General features: G+C 40.5%; 9 protein-coding genes and 2 pseudogenes. 6 read left to right on the top strand and 5 right to left on the bottom strand.

Translation table 11 applies throughout. The features are described from left to right. Positions 1-3: 3 nt before the first annotated feature. Positions 4-1585, bottom strand: a pseudogene (locus WKK05_RS36385) (IS1182 family transposase). 77 nt (positions 1586-1662) lie between these two features. On the opposite strand from WKK05_RS36385, the gene WKK05_RS36380 reads away from it, so the two are divergent. After that, positions 1663-1875, top strand: a complete 213-nt coding sequence (locus tag WKK05_RS36380) for a hypothetical protein (RefSeq protein WP_341531480.1) — start codon at positions 1663-1665, stop codon at positions 1873-1875. A 156-nt stretch (positions 1876-2031) separates the two neighbouring features. Here WKK05_RS36380 and WKK05_RS36375 read toward each other — a convergent pair whose 3' ends face one another. Both WKK05_RS36375 and WKK05_RS36370 read right to left on the bottom strand, forming a co-directional pair. Next, positions 2032-5595 carry a CHAT domain-containing protein gene (locus tag WKK05_RS36375; RefSeq protein WP_341531479.1) on the bottom strand — a complete coding sequence of 1188 codons (3564 nt, stop codon included), beginning with the start codon at positions 5593-5595 and terminating at the stop codon, positions 2032-2034. A gap of 57 nt (positions 5596-5652) precedes the next feature. Continuing rightward, positions 5653-8118, bottom strand: a complete 2466-nt coding sequence (locus WKK05_RS36370; protein WP_341531478.1) for a CHAT domain-containing protein — start codon at positions 8116-8118, stop codon at positions 5653-5655. A gap of 538 nt (positions 8119-8656) precedes the next feature. Between WKK05_RS36370 and WKK05_RS36365 the strand changes: the two genes are divergently transcribed. The 3 genes from WKK05_RS36365 (at position 8657) to WKK05_RS36355 (ending at position 10722) form a co-directional block, all read left to right on the top strand. Next, the gene (locus tag WKK05_RS36365) at positions 8657-9847 is read left to right on the top strand and encodes an MFS transporter (protein ID WP_341531477.1); all 1191 of its coding nucleotides are present in this window, start codon (positions 8657-8659) and stop codon (positions 9845-9847) included. Positions 9848-10016: 169 nt separating this feature from the next. Next, on the top strand, positions 10017-10310 hold the full coding sequence (locus tag WKK05_RS36360) for a hypothetical protein (RefSeq protein ID WP_341531476.1): 294 nt from the start codon (positions 10017-10019) through the stop codon (positions 10308-10310). 235 nt (positions 10311-10545) lie between these two features. Further along, positions 10546-10722: a hypothetical protein gene (locus tag WKK05_RS36355; RefSeq protein WP_341531475.1), complete on the top strand. Its 177-nt coding sequence runs from the start codon at positions 10546-10548 to the stop codon at positions 10720-10722. Positions 10723-10782: 60 nt separating this feature from the next. Here the strand turns inward: WKK05_RS36355 and WKK05_RS36350 are convergent, their stop codons facing one another. Next, on the bottom strand, positions 10783-11475 hold the full coding sequence (locus tag WKK05_RS36350; protein WP_341531474.1) for a Coq4 family protein: 693 nt from the start codon (positions 11473-11475) through the stop codon (positions 10783-10785). Between the two features lie 573 nt (positions 11476-12048). Then, positions 12049-12201, bottom strand: a pseudogene (locus WKK05_RS36345) (DNA polymerase IV); the annotation flags it as partial. 393 nt (positions 12202-12594) lie between these two features. Here WKK05_RS36345 and WKK05_RS36340 point away from each other — a divergent pair. Both WKK05_RS36340 and WKK05_RS36335 read left to right on the top strand, forming a co-directional pair. Beyond that, positions 12595-12966 (top strand): GIY-YIG nuclease family protein, encoded by a 372-nt coding sequence (locus WKK05_RS36340; protein ID WP_341531641.1) that lies wholly within the window; start codon positions 12595-12597, stop codon positions 12964-12966. A 120-nt stretch (positions 12967-13086) separates the two neighbouring features. Continuing rightward, entirely contained in the window at positions 13087-15117 is a 2031-nt protein-coding gene (locus WKK05_RS36335) for a DEAD/DEAH box helicase (RefSeq protein WP_341531473.1), read from the top strand. The last annotated feature ends 4 nt before the right edge of the window (positions 15118-15121 follow it).

The raw sequence follows: 15121 nt of genomic DNA, 5'->3' as shown, positions 1-15121 counted from the left end.
GAATTAAGTAGCAGGCTGGTCAGTAGGATAGGTAAAAATTTTGGCAAGAATATGAAGATTATGAACGACAGCTGTACGGCGAAGGTCAAAGAGATTTTTGCGAGAACCAACATAACGAGCTTGATCTCCTTGCCATCGACCGATGTGAGATAAGGAATGCTCGACAGCAACGCGTTCTCGGAGCTTGGCACGACCAGCAGGAGTTAATTGACGTTGTTGTAATTCCCTAAATAAAGGCTCATCAGGATGAATAGAAACGCTACGGCCAGTTTTGGAAGTAGTACAACGCTCACGAAGCGGACAAGTTGCACAAATATCCTTGGGAAACTGGACTTTACCGCCAACTTTAAAAGGTAGGATGATCTGATTGGGACAACGTATAGTTTCATTCTCCCAATCCAAAATAAAAGCAGTTTTAGTAAACTGCTTGCCCCTGCCCTGTCTTACTTGCCAAGCTTTACAGTAAACAGTCAGTTCATCAGTTCTGTTTTGGACTAAAGAACTGCTCAAGTAAGCACGGTCGATATGTAACTCAACCAAATTCACTTTCTGGCATTTTAAGTCGGTTGCAATTGCATCAGTAACAGATGCTTCAGGGATATTTGCTCAAGGGAATTCCAACGGCTCTAACCAGCCCGTTGTCTAAATCTCGTAAGACATGACGCTTATAACCATCAAATCGTTGACTTTTAGTTTTACGTCCATGTCTCATTTCTTCATCTTCAATTGTGATACGTCGTTCTTTGGCAACACCATTTAGTAGTTTGACTTCACCATGTTCATCGACTTCTACATCTTGAGCTTCAATAAGCCTTGCGGAATCAATTGCCGAACGAACTTGAGGGTGTTCAATATTTTCAGGCTGTGCTTGTACAAAAGCGTCAAATCGTTCTAGAACGTCCAGTACAATCCCCAAGGCTAAATTTTTTTGGTCTGGGTCATCCCAATTTAAGTCTAAAGCAGCTTTTAAGCTTGAACCAACAACGATCTCTGCCCCAATATCCTGAGCCACTTCCGCCAACTTCCTCCCCTGTTGACGAGATATCACGCCAATCGCTTTTTTGAGCGCGTGACCCAGTAAATTATATGTGTCTTCGACCTTTGATGCTCCCCACAAAGGGCTGGAATCCAGCGCTGCGCGTAACTGTTTTGAGCCAAAACCCTTGGTTTGCTCCGCTAGTTCGACTGTTTTTTCAATGAGTCTACGGTCAAGACCCTGGATAATCAGCGCCATACGAAATCTGACCAGTGTTGCTTGAGAAAAAGGGGCATTTTCACAATCTATGCAATCAAGTACTAACTGCCAACGCCTGTCCATGCTCAATGCTTCAATTGCTTCGGCATCTGAAGCACCTGTATACGCTTGCAAAATGGTTACTAATGCTAACTGTGCTGGTGGTACTGGTGGATGCCCTTTTGGAGAATCTGCATACAGCTTGCTCAGTTCTTTTTGGAATTCCTCATCAAATAATTGATGGCGATATTGCCGTAAAAATGTAAACAGCTTTGCTCGTTTAATGCGCTTAACGATATTTTGCTCTGATACTGATAACTCTATCGGTGGATGCCAATTTCCTGGTCGCATACGTATATTCGTGGTTGCTCATTGCACATTTATTACACGAATTTACCCTAATTCAGTCCTCACCTCTCCTTGAGACTTTGTTAAATATCGCTCAAGCCTTCATTGCCGTTGTAAGCATTGGCTGGCAACCGTTTACTCTATTTTATCCTCCATTATTTACTTCACTCTCAGTTGATTTCTCTTCTGTTCCCCGATTACTGAATCGGTGTTCTAGTACTAAGGTTGATGCTAGCCAGAGGGAGAGAATTATTCTTTGGCTGCAACAGTTGAACCAGTCCCAAGCAGCGTAACTAGATAACATCAGTTATATTTTGTTAGCCGTTGCTTTCTATTCGCCAGTCAAGCGTTGCACCACCAAAGGGCAAAATTGCACCTTGAATTATTAACAGTGCGTTGGTGCTATAAATTTATTTCCCGGCTCAAAATTTTCGCAGTATCACCTCATATCATCGCCACTCACCTTGTAAAGTAAAAGCCGCCCAGACATTAGTCCGAGAATAATTGGGATTGGGACTGCGCCACATTTCTAATTGTGCAGCTCTCAGCGCTGCTACAGGTCGTAAATTATCTTTGAGCATTTTTGTGTAAAATTTTGTCATTAATTCTGCTGTTCCTTTATCGTCTACACTCCACAAACTGACAGCAACTCGTGGACTACCGGCATACATAAATCCTCTTGTCAATCCTACCAAACCTTCACCTTTTACTTGTTCTCCAAGTCCGGTTTCACAAGCGCTTAGCACCACTAATTCTGCTGGAAGGTTGAGGTTAAAAATATCTTGAAGTTGAAGAAAACCATCTTCAGCATTTCCTTTTGAATCTACCAAAGATAGCACTACACTAGAACACTTAGGATTGTTAGTATCGAAAAATCCGTGAGTTGCAAAGTGTACAATTTGGTATTGACTCATTTCTGGATTCGTTACGGTAGTGCGATTAGCATCAAAATCAAAAGCTGATTTGCTTGATGATTTGGGAACTAAACTCAAAATATTTGTGGCTTCTGTGTATGTGCCTTCAAGGCGAGGAAAGCTAAGATTTGAATCACAGCTATAACGCTTCAGTGCTGAAGCATTTAACTCAGTAGAGTTGGGATTTTTACCTCTATTTTGACCACCTGGAGCTACGTTTGGCTTTAAGCGATTATCATCTTTACTAAATACTGGATCTGCCAACACAGCTAATTTTTTTACAGCAATATTGCGGTTTTTAATTTCATTCCTCACCACCGCAATTGTAGAAGCCGAAGGCGCATTCACAATTTCATGTTCTACTAACAACGGTTGTAATTTTGTTGGTGTTGGATTTGGCAACGCTGCAAAGGGTATATATTGTAAAATTCCATCACCCACAATCAACAATCGCTTATTTCCTAATTCCTCCGCCACAGGCTGAAGCAACATTTGACTTAATTTAGTAGCAACTTTTTCAGGATTTTCAGCATTTTTTCCAGGTTGAACTGTAATTCCACCTCGTGAATATAATTCCCCACCGCCTTTGATATTTTGAGCAAACTTCTTAGCTGCCGTTTCAATATCTTCACCTTTGGGTAATTCATAACTTTTTATTTCTGTCTTTGTCACTAACCAAAGATAACTGTGTTCCTGTCCGAGGGAATATTGTAAAAGAATTGTGTTGTCATCAAGAACTAAGGATTGAATTTCTGCGAGTGTCAGGGGTTGGGGTTGAGTAATTGCTGCATAACCCGGACTTTTAGCGCGGATAGAAGCTAGGATTTGCTGATATTTCTCTGAAAGTTCCTCAATTTCTTTATTTAATTCATCTACTTGTTCTGGGGGTTTTTTACTTGATAAGAGTTCAATCCGGATTTTCCTTCTGGCATCAATTTGTTGTTGTAAACTACGTTCCTCTTCTAAGAGTTTTGGATCTACTCCTTTACGGATATCTGCATGGGCTTCTGTCAGAAGTTCTAGCAGACTGCGGGCGCGGGAGCGTTCGCTGGTGTTGAGAGCAAGAGCGTTGTATCCTTTTGATGGGTCTTGTTTGTGCAGTTCCATCAAAATGTCGATTTTCAGTTGATAATAATCTTGTACTGTGGCAAAAAAGGAAGTTTTTAAATCTTCACTAACGACTTCTTTGCGAATGTTTTCGATGATTTTGATTGCTTTATCTATTTCTGTGAAGGATTCTGGTAATTGGTTGTTTTGGCGTTGAAGTTTGGCGATATTGTAGAGACTTTGGGCTTGTTCAGCACTAAAGCCTATTTCCTTATACAGAGCAAGTTGTTCTTGATAGGCTTGTATAGCTTTATCTGGTTGTTTAAGGGCTACGTAAGCTTCAGCAGTTGGGGCGATCGCTCTTGCCTCTAAGTCCCTATAGCGAGATTCTCGTGCTGCTTTTCTGGCTTTTTGAGAGGATTCTAGAGCCTGGGAATAATTTCCTTGTTTAAGCTCAACTTGAGCGCGGATATTAAATGTAGCTGCTTCTGTGGCTGATTTATACTCATTAACCCCTAAATTACGAGATAAATTTAGAGTCTGGTTAGCAAAATTAATTGCTTGTTGAGAATTGCCCGCAGCAAGGTAAGTTCGACCAATACGCTCTAGTGATTGGGCTTCATAGTTACAATCTCCAGCTTTTTTGGATATTTCTAATGATTTCTGATAATAATTCAGAGCTCGTGGGTAATTTTGCGACTTGCGATAGACATCTCCAATGTTGCTCAGAGTACGGCTTTCATCGCTATGATCCCCGATAATTTGATCTAGGGATAATGCTTTTTCATAAACATTTAAACTCTCAGGATATGCGCCTAAAGACAAATAAAGATCACCAAGAGTCTCTAAAGTCTTAGCTTCTTCTGGACGATTTTTTATCTGACGTTGAATCTCTAAGGCTTGATTGAGTTTATCAATCGCTTCTTGTTTTTTACCTTGCTTATTTAAAATATTAGCAATATGCTTAAGTGTCTCTGCTTCTTCTGGCTTACCGCCCATTATTTGCCTCAGTTTTAGTGCTTGTCGATGAACTTCTAGGGCTTTTTGATATTCTCCAATTCTTGTATATACCAAATTACCAAGATTTGATAGAAACTCCGCTTCAGCCCTAAGAAGTTCTTGTGTGTGATATTTTTGAACTAGTTGTTTGTAGTATTCGATACTATTATTGGTAGCTGCGTCAGAATTTGGAGTTGCTGATTGCTTCGACGAATTCTCTAATTTCTCAATATTGGGAGTCTTTTTTATTGATGCTAATTTATCGGCACAAATTGAGCCATTTAACACGAGGTATATTACATCGTAATTGCCTGTATCTCTCTTCAATTCTGGATCGAGATTATTAGCCTGATTTAGGGAATCAAAGCCTTTGTTTGTTTCACCTAAACTGATGTAAAAAAAAGCAATATAATCGAGTATTTCAGCTTGTTTGAGGACATCACCTTTTTCTTTCCAGTATTCCAAAGCTTTGTTGTAATACTCAAGTGCTTTCTTTTTTTCGCCTAATTTGTCACTGTAAATCTGTCCAACCGTGGTGTAAACGATAGATGGTAAATCAACATTCTTAGGAGAGAGTAATGGAATTTGCAGACGGATATCAATCGCTTTTTGATATTCTCCCATTTGGTCGTAGATCAAGCTAAGTGAAGTAGTGGCTCCACCCTCACATTCCTTATCCCCTAAAGCTTGACAAATAAGTAGGGCTTTCTGAGCATATTCCAAAGCTTTGGGATATTCACCTCGAACCCAGTAGAATTTAGCAATTTGATCAAGAGTTGTGGCTTCTTTTTTGCGGTCTTTTGCTAAACGCCAATATTTTAGGGCTTCTTCAAATTTAGGAATGACTTGGGTTAAGAAGGGTGCTTTCTGTTTGCCTAATTGATAGGCTTCTGCTTCTGCTTTTTGGGCCGCAGCACGATTGCTATCTGGGGTGTTGGTTTGGGTTATTAGTTGAGAGGTTGAGGGTATTGGTTTGGGATAGGCGCTGACTGTTTCTGAACACAAGGATAGGCACAGCAACAGGATTAATCTTAGAGGATGTAGTTTGGTCATATTAGCGTTATGTAATTTATCTTTTAGGAATCTCTAACAATTACGAATTAGTTAAACTTATTCTGCTTCCCCAATAAGAGTAAAAGCCGCCCAATTAACAGGATTTGGACTCTTTTTCATCGTCGTCAACATTGCCTGCCGCAGTGCTTGCGCTTTATCAGGATTTTTTTGAAGATTTTGATAAAATTCCGTCATTAATAGTGCTGTGGGCGCATCTGGAACCGACCAAAGCGATACTAAGACACTGGGTACACCAGCACTAATTAAGGAACGAGATAAACCAATTACTCCATCCCCAGTTAGGCGTCCGCGTCCGGTGTCGCAAGCGCTTAAAACAACTAACTCGGCATTTAGCTTCAGGTCAAGGATTTCTGAGGCTGTTAATAAACCATCATCTTTACCGGATGGAGTCAAAGCAATACCGCTATTTAATCCTTGGATATCATCAAATAAACCGTGGGTTGCTAAATGAACAAATCGCGCTTGGGGTAAACGCTGCACTACAGTTGAAACTGTTGCTTTGTTGCCAACGAGAGGTTGAGTTTTGAGTAATTTGCTAATAGCGATCGCTTCAAGTTCTGCACCAGGTAAAGGAATTAATTGTTGCGGAGTTTCGCCGATTTTTGGTGCGATAAAAGGCATTGTTGGATTACCAACAATCAGCGTATCTTTCCCTTCTATGGGTTTTGTGCCAATCCGTTGTTTCTGTTTGTGGGTTAAGTCTAAAACTTGAATTGATGGTGATGTGAGAATAGTGTGTTTTTCAATCAGGTATTTACCGTCTGCGTCTTGTAATGCGGCGAAGGGGACGAGGAATAGAGAACTTTGAGGAATAAAAATAACTCTGTCATTAGAATTTTTGGGTAATAAGTCAGCGATAGGGTTGATTAATAATTCGTGTAGACGTTTTAAATTGTTTTTGGCTTTAGGTGCATTGGGGTTGTAACTGACATTGATGCCACGAAAAGCTGTACCTCTTGCACCAATGGAGTTACGGCTGGTAGTAACGAGTTTTGCAAAAGTTGTGTTTTCTTTTTGCCACAGGGGTTTCAGGTCAACATTGCGAAAAAAGGTGACTTCACCTGTGGGTTTAATTACCCAAATATAGAGTTCTGATTCATGAGTTTCTTGTTTACCCTGAATATTGAAGTCATCATAAATAATAGAATATTCAACGAGAGTGGAATTTTGTTGTTTGGCAATTTGTTGCAACAGCGATATTTTCGGTTTATCAACAGGACGTTCTGAGGTTTGACCTGCACTTTTGCTAGACGACCGTGAAGTTAATAACTCTACAAATGCCCTAGAACGTCCTCGTTCAGAAATTTCTAACGCTTCTTTGGTTTTATTCTGAGCAATTAGAACTTCTTGTAATATGAGGTAAGTGCGAGCTTGTTCTTCAAAAATTGAGACTTTGTAGCTATCATTCTTACCCAATCTTCCCCTGAGAGATTCTAGTACTTCAATGCCAGCACGGAGTATTTTTTCTGCTTCTTTGAGATTGCCAGATTTGTAGAAAGTTAATCCCAAATTATTCAGATTTGTTCCTTCTCCATCAAGGTCTTTGATCTCTCGGGCGATCACCAAACTCTGCTGCTCGTACTCAATCGCTTTAGCGTAGTCTCCCAGAGCATAGTAAGCATTTCCCAAATTACTCAGAGATTGACCCTCACCTAAACGGGCTTTAATTTTACGAGCGATCGCCAAACTTTGCTGCTCGTACTCAATCGCTTTGGCGTAGTCTCCTAGAGCAAAGTAAACTGTTCCCAGATTGCCTAGAGCAGCACCCTCTCCTTGACGGTCTTCGATTTCACGAGCGATCACCAATCTCTGCTGCTGGTACTCAATGGCTTTGCTGTAGTCTCCTAGAGCAAAGTAATCTGCTCCGAGATTGCCCAGAGATTGTTCCTCCCCTAAACGGTTTTTGATTTCCCTGATGATCGTCAAACCTTGCTGCTCATACTCAATCGCTTTGGCGTAGTCTCCTAGAGCAGAGTAAGCAATTCCCAGATTGGCTAGAGATTGTCCTTCGCCTAAACGGTCTTTGATTTCCTTGGTGATCGCCAATCTCTGCTGCTGGTACTCAATGGCTTTGGCGTAATCTCCCAGGTTTTTGTAAGCAATTCCCAGATTACCGAGAGTAGTACCCTCCCCTTGGCGGTCTTTGATTTCCCTGGTGATCGCTAATCTTTGCTGCTGGTACTCAATTGCTTTAGCGTAGTCTCCCAGGTTCTTGTAAGCAACTCCCAGATTGCCCAGAGATTGACCCTCGCCTAAACGGTCTTTAATTTCTCGATAAATAATCAGCGCTTGTTGCCAAGATTGTAATGCCGCTCCAAATTGACTAATTTGAAACTGCTCAATACCTTGCTGAAACAGTCGGTCTGCCTCAGCTTTGCGGTCTGCTGGGGTTTGCGCCAATACCTGCGACACCTGGAATAGTGGAGGCAAATTTGCGATGGGTTGTGAAATAGTTAAGATGAGAGTGATCAATGCGGTTAAACTAAGTTTGCGATCGCGCATAGATTTTAACGTCAGGAGTAAAGCAGGGAATCTAAGGAGATATATCTCTCACCTGCCCAAGGATATGCAAATTAGATACACAGTGCAAGAGTGAACAGAGGCGATAAGCCTGACGGCATGGCTACGCTTACCATCAACAGCTTGGTTTGTTATAAAAGGCAGCTTATTATCATGAGTGTATTGTAAATCAAGGTGGCTCAAGCCTTTTACAGGAAAATTTAGCGCTCACACGACATTGTTGACTTGTAAATGAGCTTTTAATACTCGTGAACGAGCTTTTGACCTCCATTAATGAGTCTTTGCCCAGTGTTTGCCCTTCGCTCCTTCAACGCTGCGCCATTTTATCCCAAGTTGGCAATCTTAGGCTGTGAAAGGGAATGGCACGCTTTTAAACATGAAACTTTTGCTATGGTTGGCTATAGGAGTAATAATTATGTCATCTTCACGCTCACCTTTAGGAGTTGAGCAAAAATAAATTGAACAAACTTTTTTGGGGTATCTGTGAAGTCAACACTATTACTCGTGAGGTATCGAAGGTTTGTTCAATTTATTCCAGCGGGGATGCTTAAACAATCAAGCCTGGATTGGTATCGCTCTATCTTTTTATGCTTTTATTGCAATTGGCATTGCTGAGGGCGGCTTAGGTGTTTTAATCCCCTCGATTCAAGCAACATTTAACTTGAATAATGCAACTATTACTTTACTTTTCCTAGGACAGGTTTCTGGTTATATGTTCGCTGCATTGGCTAGTGGTTCTCTGGGCAACCATATTGGATTAGCACGGATGTTATTGCTAGCATCTATTAGCCTTACCTGCGCTCTTGTGACTTACGCTGTTTCTCCTTACTGGTTATTAATGATTGTTGCAGGTACATTCCTTGGTTTAGGAATTGGCTTAATTGATGCTGGCATCAACAGTTATATTGCTAACCACCAAGGTAATGCTGATTTAATCGGTTTACTCCACGCTTTTTACGGACTTGGTGCGTTTTTAGGCCCGACGCTTGCCACAACGCTATTAGCAATGAACCTCAATTGGCGAGCTGTTTACTTGGTGTTCGCTTCTATTGTTGCTTTAACAGTGCTAGGGATGCTTTGGGCAGTTCTATCTAACTACAGACCACTTACTAAGCCTACTAAGTCTCAAAATTCAAATGCAACATCAAATCTACCTGTAGTTTTAAAAACACCTGCGGTATTAATAGCAGGCTTATTATTGCTAGTTTACGTAGGTACGGAAGCTTCAATAGGTAATTGGGCTTATAGTGTCCAGACAGTCAGCCGAGGTACGCCAGAAGTTCTTGCAGGCTATAGTATCAGTGCTTATTGGTTGGGACTAACTTTAGGACGTTTAGTTACCGGACGTGTAGTTAAATATCTTGGTGCAACTCGTACATTAGATAGTGCTTTAACTTTGTTAGCAGTCAGTTTAATTGCTTGGTGGTTGCTACCAACACAATTACTCAATTTACCGATAATCGGCTTTGCTTTGGCTCCCATCTTCCCGCTAACAATCTGGTTAATGCCGCAGCGAATACCTATTGCACTCGTGCCAGTCGGAATTGGTTTTATGACTTGCGTTGCAAGTTTGGGGGCTGCCTTCATTCCAGCAGTCATTGGTGCTGTTGCAAATCATACGGGTTTGGAAATTATTCCAGTTTTGATGATTCCTTTAGTAGTTGTAATGGTAATTTTACATCGTTGGTTGATCAAAGTTGATTGTACCTAACACAATCGATAACAATCCAGCAAGGAAAACACATTTTATAGCAGCAGCGAGGCTACACCTACACGTTTTCCAGCAATCTGCACCCATACAACAAACGGCAAGATGTGCTCTTTATTTGGTTCTAACTTACTGTATTCTGGGATATCTTACCCTACTCTGTGTAACCCGAATGAATCCTATAGAAATGCGCCGACTCATCAAAAAAATTGAAAAGCCAGTTCGTAAGAGAACAGAACCAACCCCACCAGCAGGAGACGAAATTGTTCAACTTGAGATCCAATTTCCTCAACCCCTAGTTGAGTCAGAACCAGTAGTTGAAGAACCCACACTACCCGCATACATCGAAATACCTGAATCTGCTGCATACATCCCCGAATATCGTCCTCTGCGCTCCGTGGGCAACTCTGGCTGGCAAGTGTCTGATGTGTGGCGTGATATACGCGTGGATGACTTCTGTGGGTAAGCTAGAATTAAGTTATACCTTTAAATAAGGTAATTAGCTCTAACAAACAGTAGAGCTATGATTTTTATTATTCTTATGTAGAATAAAAATCTGTAGTAAGTTTTTATGTATATACTGCAACCTTACTGGCGGTTTTCTGTAGCAAAAATGTAGTAAGTTCCAATGAAGGTGCGCCTTAAATTTTTAGTAATTATTTATACTTAATATAGTATAAATAATTACTAAAAACAGAAATATGCTTTCACTGCCTAGACAGCGCGATGCCATTCGCATTCGCATTCGCGTTCGCGTTCGCGTTCGCGTTCGCGTTCGCGAAGCGTCTCGTAGAGAAGCGTCTCGTAGAGAAGCGTCTCGTAGAGAAGCGCCTCGCTTGTTTTGCATTATTAAATCTGGGCAATTCCTTACAACCTGATACTACGATTTTCATAGCCCAACTGACTCAAACAGCATTTTCGCTGTGGTGAAGTATTTGCTAGGCAATTGCAGCTAAATCATGGTCTATGGCTCTCATTCCTAAACTCGCACGAACTTCGCTCATCTGTACATTCCAAAATTGATCCCACTTTTGGGCTATTAGTTTACCAGGAGTCTGAGAACCAAGCTTATAGCCACGAGCTATTTCTATCATTAAATCATTGAACTTTGTTGGTTGATAGAGACTGATTTTGACCATACTAAAACTTACTAACATCACACTAATTGGAATTCGAGTCTGAGCTAAGACAAATGCTTGTAGTCCAATTTCTCCAATACCATCAGTATCTAATCCAGTGACTACATGATAAATATCATGGGTAGAACGCCACAGCATTTTGAGATAGGAAATATCATCAACTACCGGAACTTGTTTGTAAAAATAAGGATCGAAACCTCTAGCTTTCATCTCTGTGGCGTAAATCTGCCCTAAAGTTCCTTCTGGGAGTTTGGCTAAATCATCTAAATTCAAAGGTGCAGGCAGCCAGCGTTCTTGAAATAAAGCGTTTACTTCTGGAATTTTTTTTAGTTCATCAACTGCTAACTGTGCCATTTCTGTTTGATCAAGAGCATCCTCAAACTCAAATACTAGATCAGTATTACCATTTATGGGTTTTAGGCTACTAGCAGTTAAAAATTCTATGTAGGCGAGGAGTCCTTTATCATTATTGTAGTTAATTACATTATTCATAATGATTTTATCCGTTTAAAATTTATACCACAAGTCTAGAGGAGAATTTATCCCTCAATTTATGGCAAGCTTATTACAATTTTCATGAATCCTCAGAGGTATTTATGGCAATTTTGGCTCTGAATTTTTACTTGATAAATGAGCTTCAACTCGTTATCTTTATTTTGATAGTTGGTCAAGTCTGCTCAACTTTATGAGCCACAATCCGGAATCAGATTTTCATTCCAAGATAAGCTGAAAATTTGTCTGATTTTTGAGAATAATCACAATTTCATGTAGTAATACATGGAAATTCTACCTGATTCTGACTTTTACCGTTAAGCCTTGAAAGACTTGCTGCAAAGGGTTTAAGAAGCAGCACAGCAAATACAGTACAGTAATTGAAATCGGGTGCTAAAGATAACAAGCAATGCTAGACTGGTGGGAGAAAATTTTGCGACCTTAGACATCGAATTTCGACCTTACAAGGATTAGTCCAGGACATTTAGCGATAGCCGTTCGCGCTAGCGTCTCCTTTGGAGAAGGCTTAAGCTTTGCTTATCGCAGTTATTGTTCGCCTTGGTCTCCGACAGGAGAAGGCATTGCTGAGTGAATACCAAACTTCCGAGCTTCATAACTAGCTGCTGCAACTACGCCTCGTTGATTCGGACTGCCACCAACTACTAACGGTTTACCTCGGTAGCTAGGGTTGTCCCGCTGTTCCACTGATGCGTAGAAGGCGTCCATATCAACGTGAACTATCTTTCTAGTTGTAGCGACAGGTTCTTGTCCCAAAGGTAGCTCCACCACAAGCAGTCTCGCTTTTCACGCCATTTCCAAGCAAATTAAATCCTAAACTAGAAATCTTATAGTACACTAGCACTAGTTTGAGCTAAATTCTGCTCCCTCTGCAAATTATTTAAAGCTTGCTTTAACTTTCGGCTATCTGCTTCGATTGGTTTTCTGTTAATGAGTAAGCGTGACAATGTGGCTCAAATTTGGTATAGCCTCAGATGGAAAATTAGTCTGTGTTGAAGATGTTGGTAGTGGCAAGACTGAGCTCACGCCTTATACAAAAATACGCCAGATAAGTCATATCGCCTCACTGACTTAACACTTTACCGCGCTCAACTTCAGCGCATTTTATCTTGTAAACTGTATTTTTTAGAGATTCAAACGCCTAAACGTACTCTGCACAAAATAGGCGTTACCGCTAGACCCATACAACAGCGATTGGCAGAAATAGAAACGGATTTACTTGCACATTATAAAACTATTACTATTCAACTACTTGGAACTTGGTCACACAGGGGTAATGTTGAATTATATTTTAAGCATCGTTATCAGAATTTCAATTATCGCATCGGCAGTTTAACCGAGTACTTCAAATTTGGTGCTGCCGATGCTAACGCTGCCCTACATGAGCTACAAGAAATGAAAGCTAAAGTCCTTTCTCCTGTCGAGATAGATATTCTTAAGGACAACATTGGCTTATATCAAGTTGCTATCTAGCCCAGACTTATTACTATTGATAATTGCAAAATATTTTTATTCATTACTATTAATAGATACCAAGTAATTATATAATGCCCATAACAGTAATAATAACTAATTTCTGAAGTTATGGCCCAAATGTCTCTTACCTATGAACTTAGAGATTATCAGCATAAATGGATAAAAGATATTCGTCATTCTTGGGCTAATGGTAATAGGCGGGTACTTGCCCAACTCCCTACAGGTGCAGGGAAAACAGTCTGTTTTGCTCATATCTGTCATAAATTCTTTCAAGAGCAGCAACAAGTCTTAGTCGTCGCTCACCGCCAAGAGTTAATTTCTCAAGCTGCCGAAAAGCTCTCACAAATTGTTGGTGAAAGCGTGGGGATTATTAAATCAGGTATCCCATCTCACCCAGAACGTAGAATTCAAGTTGCTAGCGTTCAAACCTTAGCTAGACGAAAAGTATTAGAGTTTCCTTTAAATGTTGGCGTCGTGATCTTTGATGAAGCACATCATGCGAGTGCCTCTTCATATAGACGGTTGATTGAGCATTATGAAACTGCACAAATATTAGGTGTTACTGCTACTCCCCAAAGAATTGATGGTCAAGGCTTTATTGATTTATTTGATGATTTAGTCATTGGTGAAACTACCGCCCAATTAATTAAAGCTGGTTATTTAAGTAAATTTCGCTTATTTGCGACTAATCAAACTATTTCTACTGTTGGAGTTGAGAAATACGGCGGCGATTTTAAAGCTTCACAATTAGCTGTTGCTGTTACTAGCCAGATTGGTGTTAGCCAAATCTTTCAAAACTTTCTCAAGTATGCTTCTAATCTCCGCACAGTCATCTTTGCTTCTAGCCTTGAACACTCTCGTGCCTTGGCAAAAGAATTTTGTCGTCAGGGCGTTAATGCTGAACATTTAGATGGTTCTACACCAAGTGAAACTAGGTTTCAAATTCTCCAACGCTTCCGTAGCGGAACTACTCAAGTCATCACTAATTATGAAATCATTACTGAAGGTTATGACTGTCCTAACATCGAGTGTATCTACTGTGTACGCCCTACTGAAAGTTCTACCCTCTGGCTTCAAATGACTGGACGTGTTCTTAGGACTCACCCCCTCAAACCAACTGCGGTAATCATTGATGTTACCGATAACTGGAAGAAACACGGACTTCCTGATGAACCACGTCAATGGAGCTTAGAACCACAAAGCCGAATTGAATCCCCAACTTTTGGTTTAATCCAATGTTCTAGTTGCACCCATGTTTTTCAACCGCTGCGAGATGAACTTGCGATTATTTATGCAGAAATTGGCGAAGATGGTTTACTAATTCAACATCACTCCTGCACTTGTCCTAGCTGTGGTGATTGTATTGAGTTTACGACTAAAGAAACAAGAGCGCAAAACCCAAGCCTTACAAGAATTCGGCTCAAACACAGTCTCAGTCTTGACATCACTGAAATTGACTTGTCTGTGTCTGGGCAGAAGCTAGAAATGGTTGACGACCTCCTTTACAAACAACACTTAAAACATTCCCCTCCTGCTAAAATCTACAAAGCTATTTTCATGACCTTCATTGAAACAATTGCTGAATTTACTTTGGGAGATTGGCGCGAGATTGTCAAAATGATTGAGCCTTCATTACCTCTGGTTACGAAAAAAGCCTGGGAATTATACATTGAAGGTTTAGATAGACATAAAAATCGCATACTCGCTCTCTCTTTTATTGAACAACGAAAGTTAAAGAATCAAACTAGCTCCTCGTTGCTCAAAGGGGCGTCTCCTGAACCACCCTCGAAGACATCCAATCAAATCTCCTCTCCACAAACACAACCTCACACATCACCTACGTTCATCAAAAAATTAGGGAATTCCTATTTTCAGAATAAATATGCATCCCAATGGAAAGAATCCTTGGCTCACTGTTCAATGTTAACTGGTGATTTTTTGAGCAACAATGCCGGATTATTTCATGTCGAAACTACACCGAAGTTTGTCAATATTTCTATTGAAATTAGAGATATTCCTAGCCTCAGAGCAAGACTCAAAGAAATTTTTGACAACACAGAAATCCAAAATGCTTTTAGTCAAGGTTTTGGCAAACAAGCCAAGGTCATGCTGCGGTTAGCCCAACAGAGCAATCAAGCCACTTCATGAGCAT

This window comes from Nostoc sp. UHCC 0302, assembly GCF_038096175.1.
GTDB lineage: Bacteria > Cyanobacteriota > Cyanobacteriia > Cyanobacteriales > Nostocaceae > UHCC-0302.
Note: the sequence above shows the minus strand (reverse complement) of the source record. Positions and strands in the feature narration are given on the sequence as shown.

What these genes read in the sequence shown, in the direction of transcription:
- WKK05_RS36350 (WP_341531474.1), bottom strand. Translation starts at nt 11,475, where the DNA reads ATGAATAATGTAATTAACTACAATAATGATAAAGGACTCCTCGCCTAC.
- WKK05_RS36370 (WP_341531478.1), bottom strand. Translation starts at nt 8,118, where the DNA reads ATGCGCGATCGCAAACTTAGTTTAACCGCATTGATCACTCTCATCTTA.
- WKK05_RS36355 (WP_341531475.1), top strand. Translation starts at nt 10,546, where the DNA reads ATGCTTTCACTGCCTAGACAGCGCGATGCCATTCGCATTCGCATTCGC.
- WKK05_RS36360 (WP_341531476.1), top strand. Translation starts at nt 10,017, where the DNA reads ATGAATCCTATAGAAATGCGCCGACTCATCAAAAAAATTGAAAAGCCA.
- WKK05_RS36375 (WP_341531479.1), bottom strand. Translation starts at nt 5,595, where the DNA reads ATGACCAAACTACATCCTCTAAGATTAATCCTGTTGCTGTGCCTATCC.
- WKK05_RS36335 (WP_341531473.1), top strand. Translation starts at nt 13,087, where the DNA reads ATGTCTCTTACCTATGAACTTAGAGATTATCAGCATAAATGGATAAAA.